The organism is Leisingera aquaemixtae (assembly GCF_006740765.1).
GTDB classification, from domain to species: domain Bacteria; phylum Pseudomonadota; class Alphaproteobacteria; order Rhodobacterales; family Rhodobacteraceae; genus Leisingera; species Leisingera aquaemixtae.
Genome location: NZ_CP041159.1, coordinates 1,992,038 through 2,007,084 on the forward strand (window position 1 = coordinate 1,992,038; position 15,047 = coordinate 2,007,084).

Below are 15,047 nucleotides of genomic sequence, written 5' to 3' on the forward strand. Positions count from 1 at the left end.
CCCTTTGGCGGAGCAAGAAATTCCGCACCTGCTCAGGCGCGCCCGGTGCCATTCGGGAGAATCCGCAGCAATTCCCGGCAATTCCGGCCGGGCTTCCCGCCTCAGCCTGCCGGCGGCAGCCAGCGGCTGCCGCTCAGAGAGCCGATTCCTGCAGCAGTCCGCCGTTGCGCACCATGCGAATCTGTTTGGCGGCGCCAGTGCGGTCGTCGGTCTCGACAAAGACGCCGGACAGGGTGGCTTCTCCGTCTGCGGGGGAAAAGCGCGTCTTCGGCATACCGGTCAGGAAGCGGCGCATCGGTTCGGCCTTATCCATGCCGATGACCGAATTGTAATCGCCGCACATGCCCGCATCGGTCAGATAGCCGGTGCCTTCGGACAGGATCTGCGCATCCGCGGTCGGCACATGGGTGTGGGTGCCTGCAACCAGCGAGGCGCGGCCGTTGCAGAAATGGCCCATTGCCATCTTCTCGGAGGTGGCCTCGCAATGCATGTCGACGATCACCGCCTGCGCCAGCCCGCCGCGCGGATGCGCCTTCAGCACCGCCTCCACCGCGCCGAAGGGGTCGTCAAAGGCGCGTTTCATGAACACCTGGCCCAGCGCCTGCACCACCAGCACCTTGCGCCCGCCCGGCGCGTTGAACAGGCGGTAGCCGCGGCCGGGGGCACCCTTGGCAAAGTTCAAGGGCCGGATGATGCGCGGCTCTTTCTCGATGTACTGCAGCATGTCCTTCTGGTCGAAGGCATGATCGCCCAAGGTCAGGCAGTCGACGCCTGCGTCCAGCAGCAGCTTGGCGTGCTCGCCGCTCAGCCCCATGCCGTTGGAGGCGTTCTCGCCGTTCACCACGACAAAATCGAGCCGCCAGTCCTGCCGCAGCCGCCGCAGATTTTCGGTGATGGCACGGCGCCCGGCGCGGCCCATCACATCGCCTAAAAACAGAATTCGCATTACGGCGTGGTACGCGGATGCGCCCGGCAGGACAAGTCCCGCCGCAGGCGCGCAAAACTTTTCTGAAACGTTTTGCCAGGATTTTTCACAAAAATACTGGCCGCCCAGGGCGGCGTCAGCGTGAAAACTGCAGGATGCGGCTTTCGGTGACGATCATGTCGAGCGGCTGGTCGGTGGGTTCCAGCGGCAGGTCTTCGGCCTCTTGCGCGTCAAAGGCGAACCCGATCGCCAGCGTGGCGCGCTTGCTGCGCAGCAGTTCCAGCGTGCGGTCGTAAAAGCCGCCGCCATAGCCAAGCCGCCCGCCGTTGGCATCAAAGGCAACCAGCGGCACAATCAGGATTTCCGGTTCGAAGAAGTCGTCCACTTCCGGCACCATGGCGCCAAAGGGGCCTTCGCGCAGCGGGCCTTCGGGCTGCCAGCGGCTGAACTTCAGCGGCTGACCCGCCCCCAGGATCACCGGCACGCCGACGGGGCCGTGCGCCGCCGCCTCGGCCATCGCGGGCACGGGATCAATCTCTGTACGGATCGGCATGTAGCCCGACAGCGGCACACCGCGGTAGCCGGCCAGCACCTCTGACAGGCGGCCTGCGGCGCCGGGGATGTTGCGGTCGAACGCCCCCTTGCGGCGGGCAAAGGCGGCTTTGCGGGCGGCGGCCTTGATTTCAGTCAGATCCGTCATGGCGGTCTCCTACAGCAGTACGGCGGCGGCCAGGCCGAGGAAGGCAAAGAAGCCGACCACATCGGTCACCGTGGTCACAAAGGCGCCGGAGGCAAGCGCGGGGTCAACTCCGGCTTTCTCCAATAGAACCGGGATCACCGTTCCCGCCAGCCCCGCCACGACCAGATTGACCACCATAGCGACGGCAATCACCACACCCAGCATCGGAGAGCCGAACCAGGCCAGCCCCACCAGCCCCATGACGATGGCAAAGATCACCCCGTTGACCAGCCCCACCAGCACCTCCCGCCGGATCACCCGCCAGACGTTGGAGCCGGTCAGGTCGCGGGTGGCAATGGCGCGCACCGCCACCGTCAGCGACTGGGTGCCGGCATTGCCGCCCATGGAGGCGACAATCGGCATCAGCACGGCCAGTGCCACGATCTGGGCAATCGCGGCTTCGAACTGGGCGATGACCAGCGAGGCCAGCACCGCCGTCACCAGGTTGACCGCCAGCCAGGGGAAGCGGCGCTTGGTGGTCTCGATCACCCGGTCTGCCAGCGAGCTTTCCTCGCCCACACCGGCCAGGCGCAGGATGTCCTCCTCGTGCTCTTCGTCCAGCACGATCATCGCGTCGTCGATGGTGATCACCCCGACCAGGCGGCCCTCGTCATCGACCACCGGCGCGGAAATCAGGTGGTACTGGTTGAAGGCATAGGCCACGTCTTCCTCATCCTGATCCGCCGGAATGACCTGAAAGGTGTCTTCCATCAGATGGGTCAGCGGCACCTCGCGCTTGGAGGCCATGATCCGCCCAAGGGTGACATTGCCGACCGGATGGGCGCGCGGATCGACCACCACCACGTGATAGAACTGTTCCGGCAGATCGTCGGATGCGCGCATGTAATCAATGGCCTGGCCGACGTTCCAGTGTTCCGGAGCCATCACCACCTCGCGCTGCATCAGGCGCCCGGCGGAGCTTTCCGGATAGCTCAGCGATTGCTCGACCGCGACCCGGTCGGCATCCTCCAGCACCTCCAGGATGGCTTCCTGCTGCGGCTCTCCCAGGTCTTCCAGGAGGTCGACCACGTCGTCGCTTTCCAGCTCCCGCACCGCCTCGGCCAGAACCGCGGGGTTGAGGATGGAGATCACTTCCTCACGGATGCTTTCATCCAGTTCCGAGAGGATTTCGCCGTCGAACTCGCGGTCGTAGAGGTGGATGAGCCGGGTGCGCTCAGCAGACTCGATCTGCTCCAAAAGGTCGGCGATGTCAGCCGCGTGCAGATCTTCCAGCAGGCCGGTCAGGGTCTGCTGGTCGCCCTGCTCCACCGCCTCCAGAACCTGGGCCACCAGCTTGCGGTCGAGGTGGTAGGCGTCGTCCTGAGACACGTCGCCGCTGATGTTGTCGCCGCTGCTCATGTGATGCCCCCGGGTTATTTTGTGAGTATTTGCCTGCAAAATAGAAGAAGCCGCTACCGGAAAACAATGACATTGGCATAATCTGTCCGAAGCTGATGCGGCGGGTATCCTGCATGGTCCGAATTTGCAAGGAAAGGGTTGGAGAAATGGCCACCGGTTTCATCCTGAAGGGGCAAGTTCTGTCCTTCTCCGGCTCCCCCTTTGGCGGCGGGCAGCCGGAAGACGCGGCCCGTCTGCAGGAGGCGGTGGCGGTGCGGGACGGGCTGATTGCAGGCGCCGGCACGCTGGCCGAAATGCAGGCGCTGCTGCCGGAGGCTGAGGTCCGCGAACACGGGCAAAGCCTGATCCTGGCCGGCTTTGTCGATGCCCATGTGCATTACCCGCAGACCGCGATCATCGCCAGCTGGGGCAAGCGGCTGATCGACTGGCTGAACAGCTATACCTTTCCGGAAGAGATGCGGTTCAGCAACCGCGGCTATGCTGATGAAATCGCGGGGCGCTACCTGGATTTGACCGCGGCGCATGGCACCACCACGGTCTGCAGCTACTGCACCATCCATCCCGAAAGCGCGGATGCGTTCTTTGCCGCGGCGCAGGCGCGCGGGCAGCGGGTGGTCGCGGGCAAGACCTGCATGGACCGCAACGCACCGGAGGGGCTGCGGGACACCGCGCAGTCGGCCTATGACGACTCGGAGGCTTTGATCGAACGCTGGCACAGGGTGGACCGGTTGGAATACGCCATCACGCCGCGGTTCTCCCCCACCTCAACGCCAGAGCAACTGGAGGCAATCGGGGCGCTGTGGGCCAAGCATCCGGAATGCCTGATGCAGACGCATCTGAGCGAGCAGACCGATGAGATCGCCTGGGTCCGCGAACTGTTCCCGCAGGCGCGGGATTATCTGGACACCTATGAGGAATTCGGCCTGCTGGGCGCCAAGGGATTGTACGGCCACGCCATCCACCTGGAGGAGCGCGAGCGGCACCGCCTGCGCGAGTATGGCGCCGCGCTGATCCATTGTCCGACCTCGAACACCTTCATCGGATCCGGGTTGTTCGACATGGCCGGGCTGATGGCCGAGGGGCAGCGGATCGGCCTTGCCACCGACACCGGCGGCGGGTCGAGCTTTTCGATGCTGCGCACCATGGCCGCGGCCTATGAGATCGGCCAATTGCGCGGCACGCCGCTGCATGCGGCGCAGCTGTTGTGGCTGGCCACCAAGGGATCGGCCGCGGCGCTGCGGATGGACGGCAAGATCGGCAATATCGCAGCAGGCATGGAGGCGGATCTGGTGGTGCTGGACCTCGCTTCCACCCCGGCCATTGCCCAGCGGGCGGAACGGGCAGAGGATCTGTGGGAGGCGGTGTTTCCGACCATCATGATGGGTGACGACCGGGCGATTGCAGAAGTCTGGATCGGCGGCAGGCGGGTAACGGGCGGATAAATGCGCCGCCTCAGCAGCCCGGGCGCGCCAGCACCATCACCCAGATATTGCCAGCGCCGCGGGCGATGGCGAATTCGGTCACTTCGCGGCTGAGCATGTTTCTGCGGTGGCCGCGGGAGGCCTGCCAGCTGGCCATCACCTCCGCCAGGCCGGGCTGGCCCTTGGCAATATTCTCGGCCGCCGCACACCAGCCGTACCCGGCACCTGTCAGACGGGTGCCAAGAGTGCTGCCGCTGCTGCCGGTGTGAGAGAAGAACCCTTTGCGCGCCATGTCCCCGGCATGGGCGTGCGCGGCCTGTTCCAGCCTGGCGGAATAGGCCAGCGGCGGCAGGCCGGAGCCTGCGCGCAAGCTGTTGACGCCGGCCAAGGCGGCGGACCGGTCCACATCTTCCGCCTGGGCCTGCACGGCCCACAGGAGGAGGAAGGCTGCGGCAAGCCGCCGTTTCTTCATGGCGTCACCCCTCCATCAGCCGCTGCGCCAGCCCGCGGTGGCGCTCCAGCAGCCGGGGCAGATCCACCGTGGTCAGCTCGCCGCCGCGGATGACCTGCCTGCCCTCGACAAACAGGTGCTTGACCCGGGTTAGGCCGGCCAGCAGCAGGGCGGCGGCGTCCCAGCTGCCGCTGGAGGCAACGCCGGTGGTGTCCCAGATGGCGATATCGGCGCGTTTGCCCGGTTCCAGACGGCCGCAGTCCGGGCGGCCCAGAACATCCGCGCCGCCACGGGTGGCGATCTCCAGCGCTTCATAGGCGCTCATCGCGTCCGCGCCATAGGCGACCCTTTGCAGCAGCATGGCCTGCCGCGCCTCGGCGCTGAGGCTGGCCATGTCGTTGCTGGCGGAGCCGTCGACCCCCAGCCCCACCGGCACCCCGGCGTCGCGCATCGCGCGCACCGGCGCGATGCCGCTGCCGAGGCGGCAGTTGGAACATGGGCAATGGGCAACCCCGGTGCGGGTTCTGGCAAAAAGATCAATCTCTTGCACATCAAGCTTAACGCAGTGCGCGTGCCAGACGTCATCGCCGGTCCAGCCCAGTTCTTCGGCATATTGGCCGGGACGGCAGCCGAATTGCGCCTGGGAGTAGGCGATGTCCTCGTCGTTCTCCGCCAGGTGGGTGTGCAGCATCACGCCTTTGTCGCGGGCCAGCAGCGCGGTATCGCGCATCAGCTCGCGGCTGACCGAAAACGGCGAGCACGGCGCCAGGCCAACCCGGCACATGGAGCCTTCGGAGGGATCATGGAAGGCATCCACCACCCGGATCATGTCGTCCAGGATGGCGCGCTCATCCTCGACCAGGCTGTCCGGCGGCAGGCCGCCGTCGCTTTCGCCGATGCTCATGGCGCCGCGGGTCGGGTGGAACCGCAGGCCGATGCTGCGGGCCGCGTGAATGGTGTCCTCCAGCCGCGCGCCGTTGGGATAGAGGTACAGGTGGTCTGCGCTGAGCGTGCAGCCCGACAGCGCCAGTTCGGCAAGGCCCAGCTGGGCGGACACAAACATCTCGTCCGGGGTGAAGCGCGCCCAGACCGGATAGAGCCGCTGCAGCCAGCCGAACAGCAGCGCGTCCTGCGCGCCCGGCACAGCGCGGGTCAGGTTCTGGTACAGGTGGTGATGGGTGTTGACCAGACCAGGCGTCACCACGCAGCCGCGGCCGGAGACAGTCTCGCCGCTGGTCTGAAGCCCCTGCCCCACCGCAGCGATTTCGCCGCCGCGGATCAGCACATCCGCATCGTGCAATACGCGCCGCGCATCATCCATCGTCAGGACGGTACCGGCATTTTGAATCAGGATTTCTGCCATCTTCACACACTCCTTTTGGCAGCCCGCTTCAGTGGAATGTGCGATTGGCCGATGGAAAACGGGCGAAGAACCGGCCTGCCGCGCAGACTACAGGCAGGCTCCGCCGGTTTCAAGCCCGTCAGGCCTGGCGCAGAAGCTCCAGCGCGGCGGCGTGAATACGGGCATTGGCCGCCGCCAGCGCCCGCCCGCCCTGATGGGCCGGGTTGCCCTGCCAGTCGGTGACGATGCCGCCCGCCGCCTGGATCAGCGCAATCGGCGCCTGGATGTCATAGGCGTTGAGACCGGCTTCGATCACCAGGTCCACCTGCCCTGCGGCCACCAGCGCATAGGCATAGCAGTCGGTGCCGTAGCGGGTCAGCTTGGCGCGGGCAGACACCCGCTCGAAGCCGGCACGCTCCTCGGCGGTGCCGACCTCAGGGAATGTGGTGAACAGGATGGCGTCTTCCAGCGCAGCCGTGGCGCGGGTTTCCAGCGGCCGCTCGCCCAGCGGGCCGGTCATCATGGCGGTCTCAGGACCGCCGCAGAAGCGCTCGCCGGTGTAGGGCTGGTCGATCACGCCCAGGAACGGGCCGTTTTCATCTGCAAGCGCAATCAGAACGCCCCAGGTCGGCGTGCCGCTGATAAAGCCGCGGGTGCCGTCGATCGGATCCAGCACCCAGGTGCGGCCGGAGGTGCCGGGCTCAGCGCCGAATTCCTCGCCCAGGATGCCGTCCGCGGGGCGCAGCTCTGCCAGCACGGCGCGCATCGCCTGCTCCGCGGCGCGGTCGGCCACGGTGACGGGATCAAACCCTCCAGCCAGCTTGTTTTCGGTGCTGAGAGAGGTGGTGCGGAAATGCGGCAAGATGGCAGCGCGGGCCGCGTCTGCCATCCTGTGAGCAACATCGAGATCGGAAAATGCAGCTTGTGTCATGCTTGAACGGGTGCCACCCGGCCGGTGTCAATGCAAGCGCAAATCCCGCCGCAAGGCCGGTTTTGCGCCGCAAGGACCGTCAGGACCCGTCCAGCTTTCAGGCGGCGTCGCTCAGCACCCGCGCCAGTTCGAACAGGCGGCGGCGCTGGTTTTCCGGAATTGCGTAGTAGGACCGCACCAGATCGAGCGCTTCCTTGTCGCCCATCAGGTCCTCCGGCACAGCGGTTTTATCGGCCGCGGCCTTGCCCTCTTCCTGCAGGCCTTCGAAGAAAAAGCTCACCGGCACTTCGAGGGCGTCGGAAATATCCCACAGCCGCGATGCGCTGACACGGTTTGCACCGGTTTCATACTTCTGAATCTGCTGAAATTTGATGCCGACTTGTTCGGCTAGCTGCTGCTGCGTCATGCCGATCAGCCACCGGCGGTGGCGGATGCGCTTTCCCACATGCACGTCAACGGGATGAGCCATGCGTTTCTCCTAAGTCTCAAAATCCGGCTGCACCCCGGACCGCTTCATTCCTATAACCTGTTCTGGCGCCTTCAAATCTTTGCCGGAACACGGTTCCCCATCAGAGCGATCTGAGATCAACCTCTGCGCAAAAGTGTACAACCCTTGCGTTTGATTGCAAGACTGCCGTCGCCCCCGGCGGGGTCCGCAAGCTCAACCGCATGATTTCATGTATCATTTTTCTAAACGTTTTATTGCCAAGCGGCTGCCGATCGCGTACCTCCCCAAAAATAGCGAGGTGTGCCCGGGTGTGGAGGCCCGGCAGTGTGCTCCTGCGAATCACCCCGATTCCCGCAGAAGGTGAGGAGAAATTATGCTGGCTTATCAAGTTTCCGCCTTTGACAAACCGGCGGCCCTGACGGAAACCGCATGCCCGTCTCCGGCGCCCGGACAAGCGGCTGTTGCGCTGCGGGCCTGCGGCCTGAATTTCGCCGACCTGCTGATGATGAAGGGCAGCTATCAGGACACCCCTGAACCACCCTTCACCCTGGGGCTGGAGGCGGCCGGCGTGGTGACGGCGCTTGGGGAAGGCACCGAAGGATTTGCCGCCGGCGACCGGGTAGCGGTGTTTGGCGGCTGCGGCGGGCTGGCCGAGGCGGGCGTGTTTGATGCCGCGCGGCTGATCCGGATCCCCGATGCGATGAGTTTTGAGCAGGCCGCTGCGATACAGATCGCCTATGGCACCAGCCACATGGCGCTGGACCATTGCGCCCGGCTGCAGCCCGGCGAAACCTTGCTGGTGACAGGCGCTGCGGGCGGTGTCGGACTGACCGCGGTGGAGATCGGCAAGCTGATGGGGGCAACGGTAATTGCCCAGGCCCGCGGCCAGGAGAAGCTGGAGGTGGCCGCAGCCGCCGGGGCGGATCATCTGATCGACGCCGGTGAAGACCTGCGCAGCACGGTCAAGGCGCTCGGCGGCGCTGATGTGGTTTACGACGCCGTGGGCGGCGACGTGTGGAAGGCCGCCTTCCGGTCCGCCAATCCCGGCGCGCGGTTGCTGCCGGTGGGCTTTGCCGGCGGCGAGGTGCCGCAGATTCCGGCCAATCATCTGCTGGTGAAGAACCTGACCGTGATCGGCTTTTATCTGGGCGGCTACATGAAGTTCCGCCCCGAGGCGGTGCGGCGCTCCTTTGAGACGCTGTTTGCCTGGCACAGCGAGGGCCGCATCAAGCCTCACATCAGCCATGTATTGCCGCTGGAACGGGCCGGCGAAGGGCTGGAGCTGCTGCGCAGCCGCAAGTCCACGGGCAAGGTCGTGATCACGACCAGCACCAGCGGCTGACAGCACGAAACCTCTGACAGAAGAACGCCTGGCGCCGGGGCAGCTCCCGCCCGTCGCCGGTGCATCTGAACATGCACCGCTCCCGTTGGGTCAGGCTCAGCGCCCTTGGCGCTGAGCCTGACCCAAGGCCGCTAGGGTGCGCTGGCGCAGCCAGGGCACCCCGCGGGCGCGGGAACCCTTGCCGGTCAGCCCAAGCCTGTGCTTGTCCTGCAAACCGGTCAGACGTCCCGGCCCGTGCTGCCGGGACTTAACTCGCGGCCCGCATCGGTGCCGACCACAGCCCCTGGAAGCCCTGACGGATGAACTCGGCCAGCTCTTCGACATAGGGCGCGCGCACCCGCTCTGCCCCGTAGAGGTTGATGTGCTGCATCGGCAGGTCCGGCAGGCCGCAGCTCTGGCCGATCAGCTCCTGAAAGCCGGGCTGAGTGCCCTCCAGCAGCACGCCCACGGCAAGGTCGGCGCTGACCGTCGCCTCCACCGTCCGGTCGGAATCGCTGTCGAGCGCCATCTCCCATTCGATGCCCGCCTCGTCCAGCGCCGCCGTGGCCACCGGACGGAAACTGCAGTTGCGGCAGAAACCCAGCCGCAGCGGGCGCTGCCGCCAGACCGACCCGTCCGGCGCGCCGACCCAGCGCAGCGGCATGCTGTGGATCGTCTCGCCGCCCTCGCCCGCACCGGTCTCGGTGGTCAGGATCAGGTCAAAGGCGCCGCGCCCGAACTCTGTCTTGAGATCGCGGGTGTTGGAGGTGCAGAGGTTCACATTCACCCGCGGATAATTGAGGTTGAACCGCTTCAGAACCGCCGGGATCACCGGGTGCACCACGTCATGCGGCACCCCGAGCAGCACCTCCCCCTCATAGGCCTGATCCGTCAGCCTGCCGATCACCTCGTCATTCAGCGCCACCATCCGGCGGGCATATCCCAGCAGCTGCTCGCCCTCCGCCGTGAGCGCGATGGTGCGGCCGGAGCGGTCCAGCAGATTCACCCCCAGCAGCTCCTCCAGCCGCTTCAGCTGCATGGAGACCGCCGACTGGGTCAAATGCAGAAAACCCGCCGCCCGGGTCACACCTCCATGGTCCGCCACCGCCGCAAATGAGCGGAGCGTGGTGATATCGAGATTCCTTACCATCACAACACCTGATGCATTTCATCAAAAACATTCGTTTTCAATATATGGCACAGAGCGCCATATTCATCAACAGAATTGATCACCCACAAGGGAAGCATCACAAACGCAACTGAAGGACCCGCCGACATGACCCATGCAACAGCCTCCTGCCCCGCCAGCTGCCGCCCCCAAAAGCCGCACCGCTCGCTGCTCAGCCGCCTGCGCCTGCTGTGGACTGTCCGGCGCCAGAGGAATCAACTTGCCGCGCTGGACGAGCGGGCGCTCAGGGACATCGGGGTGACCCGGGCAGAGGCGGATGCCGAAGCCCGCCGCGGGTTCTGGAGCGCACCCTCGCACTGGCTGCGCTGAGCGGGAAACCCGCCCGCACCCGGCTTTTCCGGCGGGCCGCTGAAAAGCGGCCCGTTTACTTGCCTTTTTCATGTATTTCTTGGTCCGGAATACTTGAACCGCAAGGCGCTTCGCCCGATATTTAGCGGGAAAGCTGCCAGCCGCGGCGAAATTCGCGCGCAGGCAGCAAGGGAGTAGATTACGGAGACCATTGAGAATGGCACAGTTTGACACCATCCGGTCTGCAGCCGGCGCCCGCGCCGCGCAGATTGATGAGGGCCTGCGCGCCCACATGAACAAAGTCTACGCCACCATGGCGGCAGGCACGTTCATCACCTTCCTGGCCGCCTGGGCAGTCGCCGGGCTGGCTGTCACCACCGACCCGGCCAACGCCGTGGCGCAGCTGAGCGCTGACAAGTATCTGACCAACGTCGGCTATGCGCTTTATGCCTCGCCGCTGAAGTGGGTGATCATGTTTGCGCCGCTGGCCTTTGTGTTCGGCATCGGCGCCGCGGCCAACCGCATGTCCGCAGCGGGCGTGCAGCTGCTGTTCTACGCCTTTGCCACCGTGATGGGCCTGTCGATCAGCTCGATCTTTCTGGTCTTCACCGGCGAAAGCATCGTGCAGGTGTTCCTGATCACCTCCATCGCCTTTGCGGGCCTGTCGCTGGTGGGCTACACCACCAAGAAGGACCTCAGCGGCATGGGCGCCTTCCTGATCATGGGCCTGATCGGCCTGATCGTGGCGTCGATCGTCAACATCTTCCTGGCGTCGTCGGCAATGGCCTTTGCGATCTCGGTGATCGGCGTGCTGATCTTTGCGGGCCTCACCGCCTATGACACCCAGCGGATCAAGAACGACTACCTGCAGATGGCCCACGCGGGCGACCAGGAGTGGCTGGCGAAGTCCGCGATCATGGGCGCGCTGAGCCTGTATCTGGACTTCATCAACATGTTCATGATGCTGCTCCATCTGCTTGGCAACCGCGAATAAGCGCACCTCAATTTCAGGCACGGCAAGGGGCGGATCGGATTGATCCGCCCCTTCTTTTTTTCAACAACAATAAAAAGGTTTATCCCATGAAAATAATTGAGGTTCCCGCCGCAGACGCAGAGCGCCTGGTGCCGCTGCTGCAGGATCTGCACGCGCTGCACGTTGCCTACCAGCCGGAGCGCCACATTCCGGCGCCGGGCAGCGATGGCCTGGCCGGGTGGCTGCAGGGCTGGCTGGGCGCAGAGACTATTTTTGCCTTGGCAGCGGAAAGCACGCAGGGCACCCTGCTGGGGTATCTGATTTATGAGCTGCAGGACCGCCCTGCCCTGCCCCTCCGTCCGGCCGAGACACGCGCCATGCTGCATCATATCTCGGTCACCGGGGCCTGGCGGCGGATGGGCGTCGGCAAGGCGCTGGTGGAAGCGATGAAAGCCCGCGCGCTGGACGCCGGGGCCACGGTGATCGCGGCCACCTATGCGCCCTTCAACACGGCCTCAGCCGCGCTGATGAAGGGAATGGGAATGGAGCCGGTGCTGATCATGGCGGAATGGCGCGCCTGAGGCGCGCCAAAGGCTCAGCGCCCTGAATTCAGGACTCCGCGCCCGAGCAGTCCAGCCCTGTGGAAATCGCAATGGTCCCGCGGCTGCTCGCCACTTCGCGGATATCGCCTTCCAGGCGGCAGCCCGACGCCCTGACCACCAGGCCGCGGAAGTCCGCTTCGGCGATATCCGGCAGGCTGTTCACCGCACTGTGCTCAGGCACGCTCAGCACGGCCATTCCCGCGCTGCCGGACCGGACCAGGCTCAAGGAGAGCTCCCGCCCCTGGATCTGCACGGTTCTGTCCACCACAGCCCTGCCTGCGGGCTCCGCCGCCGCAACCGGGGCTGCCGGCGCGGCATGCAGGTGAACCGCCGTGACCGCTGGCGGCAGCGGCACTGCCGCCCCTGCATCAAAGGAACTTGAAACCGGCGCCGCGGCCGCTGTCAGCGCCGCGGCAATCAGTAGTGTTTTCACAGCTCATCCACCCGCTTGCTCATTAACCCACAAGGTCCAGGCTAGAGCGGAATTGCGGCGGAAAGATGCCGCATCGTCCGGCAGATACGGACAATCAAAACCGCATTTACCGGTAATTGACGGCAATCCCCCCGGGCGCCGCCGGGGCCGCTCTCTGCAAAAGAAAACGGGCCGCGACTGGCGCGACCCGTTTCCGGAAATCATCCCGAAGGAAAGGCTTACTTGATTTTGCCTTCCTTGTACTCGACGTGCTTGCGCACAACCGGGTCGTACTTCCGCACAACCATTTTTTCGGTCATGGTGCGTGCGTTCTTCTTGGTGACATAGAAGTGGCCGGTGCCCGCGCTCGAGTTCAGGCGGATCTTGATGGTGGTCGGCTTCGCCATGGTGCTTCTCCTGCGTCCGAAAAGGCAGGGGCCTCTCGGTAAATTCCTATCTGAAGCCCGGCTTTTACCCGCCTCAGCCCCCAAGTCAATAGGATTCTCCCCCATTCCCCAAGGGATTTATGCGCAGAAGGCCTGTAAGCCGGATCCTGTCCCCCCGGGACCGTAATCCCGGGTTCGACGGCCATTCATCTAGGCGGCGCATTGCTGCGCCGCTCAAGCTGCCAACCCGGCCCCTCTCGGCTGAAGCGAACCTAGCGGCGGTTTCCCGGTTGCCCGGGACCTGCCCGCGCGGGGGCCCTATTTGGCATTGCTCCCGGTGGGGCTTGCCGTGCCGCCGCTGTTGCCAGCAGCGCGGTGGGCTCTTACCCCACCGTTTCACCCTTACCCGCGCGGATGCTCCTTTGGCGGACCTCCGGTCCGGCGGGCGGTTTGTTTTCTGTGGCGCTTTCCGTCGGGTTTCCCCGCCCGGGCGTTACCCGGCACCGTTGCTTCATGGAGTCCGGACTTTCCTCGTGGGGCGCTTGCGCGCCCCGCGCGGCCGTCCAGCCTTCTGCGCGACTGGAGGCGTAGAAAGATCGGTGAGCGGCGTCAAGCGGATAGTGCGGATTGAGGGGCTTTGCCCCTCTTGGCCCCGCCTTTGGGCCGGGGCCAATTCACCCCAGGATATTTGCGGCCAGAAGAATAAAGGATCCAAACTTCTTCTGGCCGCAAATATCCCGGAGCGCGAGGCAGAGCCTCGCATCATATCAGGCGTTAAGCGCGTCCGGCCCAAGAGCGGCGAAATCCGCTGGCGACAACGGGCCATGCGCCCAGGGCCGGAAGCGCAGGCGGACGGCGGCCAGAAGCGCCTCGTCCTCCGCCTCCGCAGTAAAGCCGGCGGCCGCGGCGGCGCTGCGGAACTGATCAAAGGAAGGGGTGCGCGGCACCTGGCCCTTGCCCGGCCCGGCTGCCAGGCCCTGCCGCGCCAAGCGGTTCCAGTCAAACCGCGGGCCCGGGTCGAACTTGCGCCCCGGCGCCATGCAGGAATGCCCGATCACCCCTGGCGCCGGGATGTTCCAGCGCTGCATCACGCCGCGCATCAGCTCCTCCAGCGCGGCCATCTGCGGCGTGCTGAACGGGTGCGTGCCGAGGTTGTCGAGTTCAATGCCGATGGAGCGGGAGTTGATGTCCGCATGCCCGTGCCACGCGCCGGCGCCGGCGTGCCAGGCGCGGTGCTCTTCCGCCACCATCTGCCACAGGGTGCCGTCAGCGCCGATCAGATAGTGGGCGGAAACCTCCGCCGCCGGATCGCAGAGCCGCTCAAGCGCGGCCTGCGCGCCCTGCATGGCGGTGTAGTGCAGAACGATCAGGGACGGCTTCAGTCCGTCCCTGCGCGGCCCGAAGTTCGGGCTGGGATGCCAGAGGGCGCCCGGCTGATCAGCCCCGCGCGGGTCCGCCGTCATCAGTTCTGGACAGCCAGCCGGTAAGGGGCCGGGTCCCACCCGCAGGCATAGCCGTCGCCATCCGGGTCCAGCGCCTTGCGGTCGCGCTCCGGCCCGCCGGTGGCGAGAAAGGCGACCTGGGCCTGGTCGGGGGAGGCAAACTCAGCGCAGTTGCGCTGGTTGCGGGCCTTCAGGTTGATGCCGGTGCGGCTGTAGACCCGCACGCCCTTGGGATTGCTGGTGCCGAGGGCATAGCGCACGATGTTGGGGCCTGTGTCCTCTGTGCGCTCGGGCACCGCCACCGGCTGCACCTGCTGGTATTGCGCCCGCTGGCGCTCCAGCCGGGCGGCATCGCTTTCGATCGACTGCCGGGCAGCGACCGCCTCAAAGTCGTTCTCATCCGAAATCCGGCCGTCGCCAGCCAGCTGCGGTGCCGGGTTCGAGGGGTTCGCCTGCAGCGGCTCACCGCCGGAGCCGGTGCTGGAGACGGCCAGCGCTGCCGCGGTTTCGCGGGCGATGTCCGCGCCGCTGGCAGCGGTGCTGGCCGTGGTGAACGTGCCCGCCGCAGCCGCCGAGCCGGGGCTGCGCGGTGCTGCCGCGGGCTGGACCGGTTCTGACGATACCCGCGCCGGCGGCACTAGCGGTTCGCCGGTGATGGTGGTGCCCGCGGCGGGCGGCGGCGCGAAGGGATCGCCGTCAATGCCCGCGGCACTGTCCGGAACCTGTGGCGAACAGGCAGCCATAACCAAAAGGCTGCCTGCGGCGGCGTAAGATGCGAATGCGCGCATGGGGTTACCTGTCTGCTCTGCTCAAGTGCT

The 15,047-nt window shown here is 65.8% G+C and carries 17 protein-coding genes and 1 other RNA gene; 5 read left to right on the forward strand and 13 right to left on the reverse strand.

What is annotated here, in order from left to right; genetic code table 11:
* Nucleotides 1–133: 133 nt before the first annotated feature.
* From R2C4_RS11400 to mgtE, 3 genes are all read right to left on the reverse strand, one after another.
* Nucleotides 134–946 (reverse strand): TIGR00282 family metallophosphoesterase, encoded by an 813-nt coding sequence (locus R2C4_RS11400; protein ID WP_058285812.1) that lies wholly within the window; start codon nucleotides 944–946, stop codon nucleotides 134–136.
* A 115-nt stretch (nucleotides 947–1,061) separates the two neighbouring features.
* Nucleotides 1,062–1,625 carry a 5-formyltetrahydrofolate cyclo-ligase gene (locus tag R2C4_RS11405; RefSeq protein ID WP_141890729.1) on the reverse strand — a complete coding sequence of 188 codons (564 nt, stop codon included), beginning with the start codon at nucleotides 1,623–1,625 and terminating at the stop codon, nucleotides 1,062–1,064.
* 9 nt (nucleotides 1,626–1,634) lie between these two features.
* Nucleotides 1,635–3,023, reverse strand: a complete 1,389-nt coding sequence (mgtE, locus tag R2C4_RS11410) for a magnesium transporter (protein WP_141890730.1) — start codon at nucleotides 3,021–3,023, stop codon at nucleotides 1,635–1,637.
* A gap of 146 nt (nucleotides 3,024–3,169) precedes the next feature.
* On the opposite strand from mgtE, the gene guaD reads away from it, so the two are divergent.
* On the forward strand, nucleotides 3,170–4,465 hold the full coding sequence (guaD, locus tag R2C4_RS11415; protein ID WP_141890731.1) for a guanine deaminase: 1,296 nt from the start codon (nucleotides 3,170–3,172) through the stop codon (nucleotides 4,463–4,465).
* A gap of 10 nt (nucleotides 4,466–4,475) precedes the next feature.
* Here guaD and R2C4_RS11420 read toward each other — a convergent pair whose 3' ends face one another.
* From R2C4_RS11420 to R2C4_RS11435, 4 genes are all read right to left on the reverse strand, one after another.
* Entirely contained in the window at nucleotides 4,476–4,916 is a 441-nt protein-coding gene (locus tag R2C4_RS11420; protein ID WP_141890732.1) for a CAP domain-containing protein, read from the reverse strand.
* Between the two features lie 4 nt (nucleotides 4,917–4,920).
* Entirely contained in the window at nucleotides 4,921–6,258 is a 1,338-nt protein-coding gene (locus R2C4_RS11425) for an 8-oxoguanine deaminase (RefSeq protein ID WP_141890733.1), read from the reverse strand.
* A 118-nt stretch (nucleotides 6,259–6,376) separates the two neighbouring features.
* On the reverse strand, nucleotides 6,377–7,168 hold the full coding sequence (hisN, locus tag R2C4_RS11430; RefSeq protein WP_141890734.1) for a histidinol-phosphatase: 792 nt from the start codon (nucleotides 7,166–7,168) through the stop codon (nucleotides 6,377–6,379).
* Between the two features lie 97 nt (nucleotides 7,169–7,265).
* Nucleotides 7,266–7,637, reverse strand: a complete 372-nt coding sequence (locus R2C4_RS11435) for a helix-turn-helix domain-containing protein (protein WP_058285819.1) — start codon at nucleotides 7,635–7,637, stop codon at nucleotides 7,266–7,268.
* Between the two features lie 352 nt (nucleotides 7,638–7,989).
* Between R2C4_RS11435 and R2C4_RS11440 the strand changes: the two genes are divergently transcribed.
* Complete coding sequence (locus tag R2C4_RS11440) at nucleotides 7,990–8,958, forward strand: NADPH:quinone oxidoreductase family protein (protein ID WP_141890735.1); 969 nt, start codon at nucleotides 7,990–7,992, stop codon at nucleotides 8,956–8,958.
* 247 nt (nucleotides 8,959–9,205) lie between these two features.
* Here R2C4_RS11440 and R2C4_RS11445 read toward each other — a convergent pair whose 3' ends face one another.
* Entirely contained in the window at nucleotides 9,206–10,087 is an 882-nt protein-coding gene (locus R2C4_RS11445; RefSeq protein ID WP_141890736.1) for a LysR family transcriptional regulator, read from the reverse strand.
* Between the two features lie 126 nt (nucleotides 10,088–10,213).
* Between R2C4_RS11445 and R2C4_RS11450 the strand changes: the two genes are divergently transcribed.
* The 3 genes from R2C4_RS11450 to R2C4_RS11460 all read left to right on the forward strand — a co-directional run bounded on the left by R2C4_RS11450 (nucleotide 10,214) and on the right by R2C4_RS11460 (nucleotide 11,968).
* A complete protein-coding gene (locus tag R2C4_RS11450; RefSeq protein ID WP_141890737.1) occupies nucleotides 10,214–10,435 on the forward strand; it encodes a DUF1127 domain-containing protein in 222 nt (73 codons plus the stop codon).
* A gap of 196 nt (nucleotides 10,436–10,631) precedes the next feature.
* On the forward strand, nucleotides 10,632–11,408 hold the full coding sequence (locus R2C4_RS11455) for a Bax inhibitor-1/YccA family protein (RefSeq protein WP_141890738.1): 777 nt from the start codon (nucleotides 10,632–10,634) through the stop codon (nucleotides 11,406–11,408).
* Nucleotides 11,409–11,494: 86 nt separating this feature from the next.
* Nucleotides 11,495–11,968 (forward strand): GNAT family N-acetyltransferase, encoded by a 474-nt coding sequence (locus R2C4_RS11460; protein ID WP_141890739.1) that lies wholly within the window; start codon nucleotides 11,495–11,497, stop codon nucleotides 11,966–11,968.
* A 28-nt stretch (nucleotides 11,969–11,996) separates the two neighbouring features.
* On the opposite strand, the gene R2C4_RS11465 is transcribed toward R2C4_RS11460, so the two are convergent.
* From R2C4_RS11465 to R2C4_RS11485, 5 genes are all read right to left on the reverse strand, one after another.
* Nucleotides 11,997–12,422 carry a hypothetical protein gene (locus R2C4_RS11465; RefSeq protein WP_141890740.1) on the reverse strand — a complete coding sequence of 142 codons (426 nt, stop codon included), beginning with the start codon at nucleotides 12,420–12,422 and terminating at the stop codon, nucleotides 11,997–11,999.
* 218 nt (nucleotides 12,423–12,640) lie between these two features.
* On the reverse strand, nucleotides 12,641–12,808 hold the full coding sequence (gene rpmG, locus R2C4_RS11470; protein ID WP_008554190.1) for a 50S ribosomal protein L33: 168 nt from the start codon (nucleotides 12,806–12,808) through the stop codon (nucleotides 12,641–12,643).
* Between the two features lie 119 nt (nucleotides 12,809–12,927).
* Nucleotides 12,928–13,362, reverse strand: an RNA gene (gene rnpB, locus R2C4_RS11475) — RNase P RNA component class A.
* 192 nt (nucleotides 13,363–13,554) lie between these two features.
* Entirely contained in the window at nucleotides 13,555–14,250 is a 696-nt protein-coding gene (locus R2C4_RS11480; RefSeq protein WP_141890741.1) for an N-acetylmuramoyl-L-alanine amidase, read from the reverse strand.
* Complete coding sequence (locus R2C4_RS11485) at nucleotides 14,250–15,017, reverse strand: excalibur calcium-binding domain-containing protein (protein WP_141890742.1); 768 nt, start codon at nucleotides 15,015–15,017, stop codon at nucleotides 14,250–14,252. The genes R2C4_RS11480 and R2C4_RS11485 overlap by 1 nt, the downstream gene beginning before the upstream one ends.
* Nucleotides 15,018–15,047: the final 30 nt, after the last annotated feature.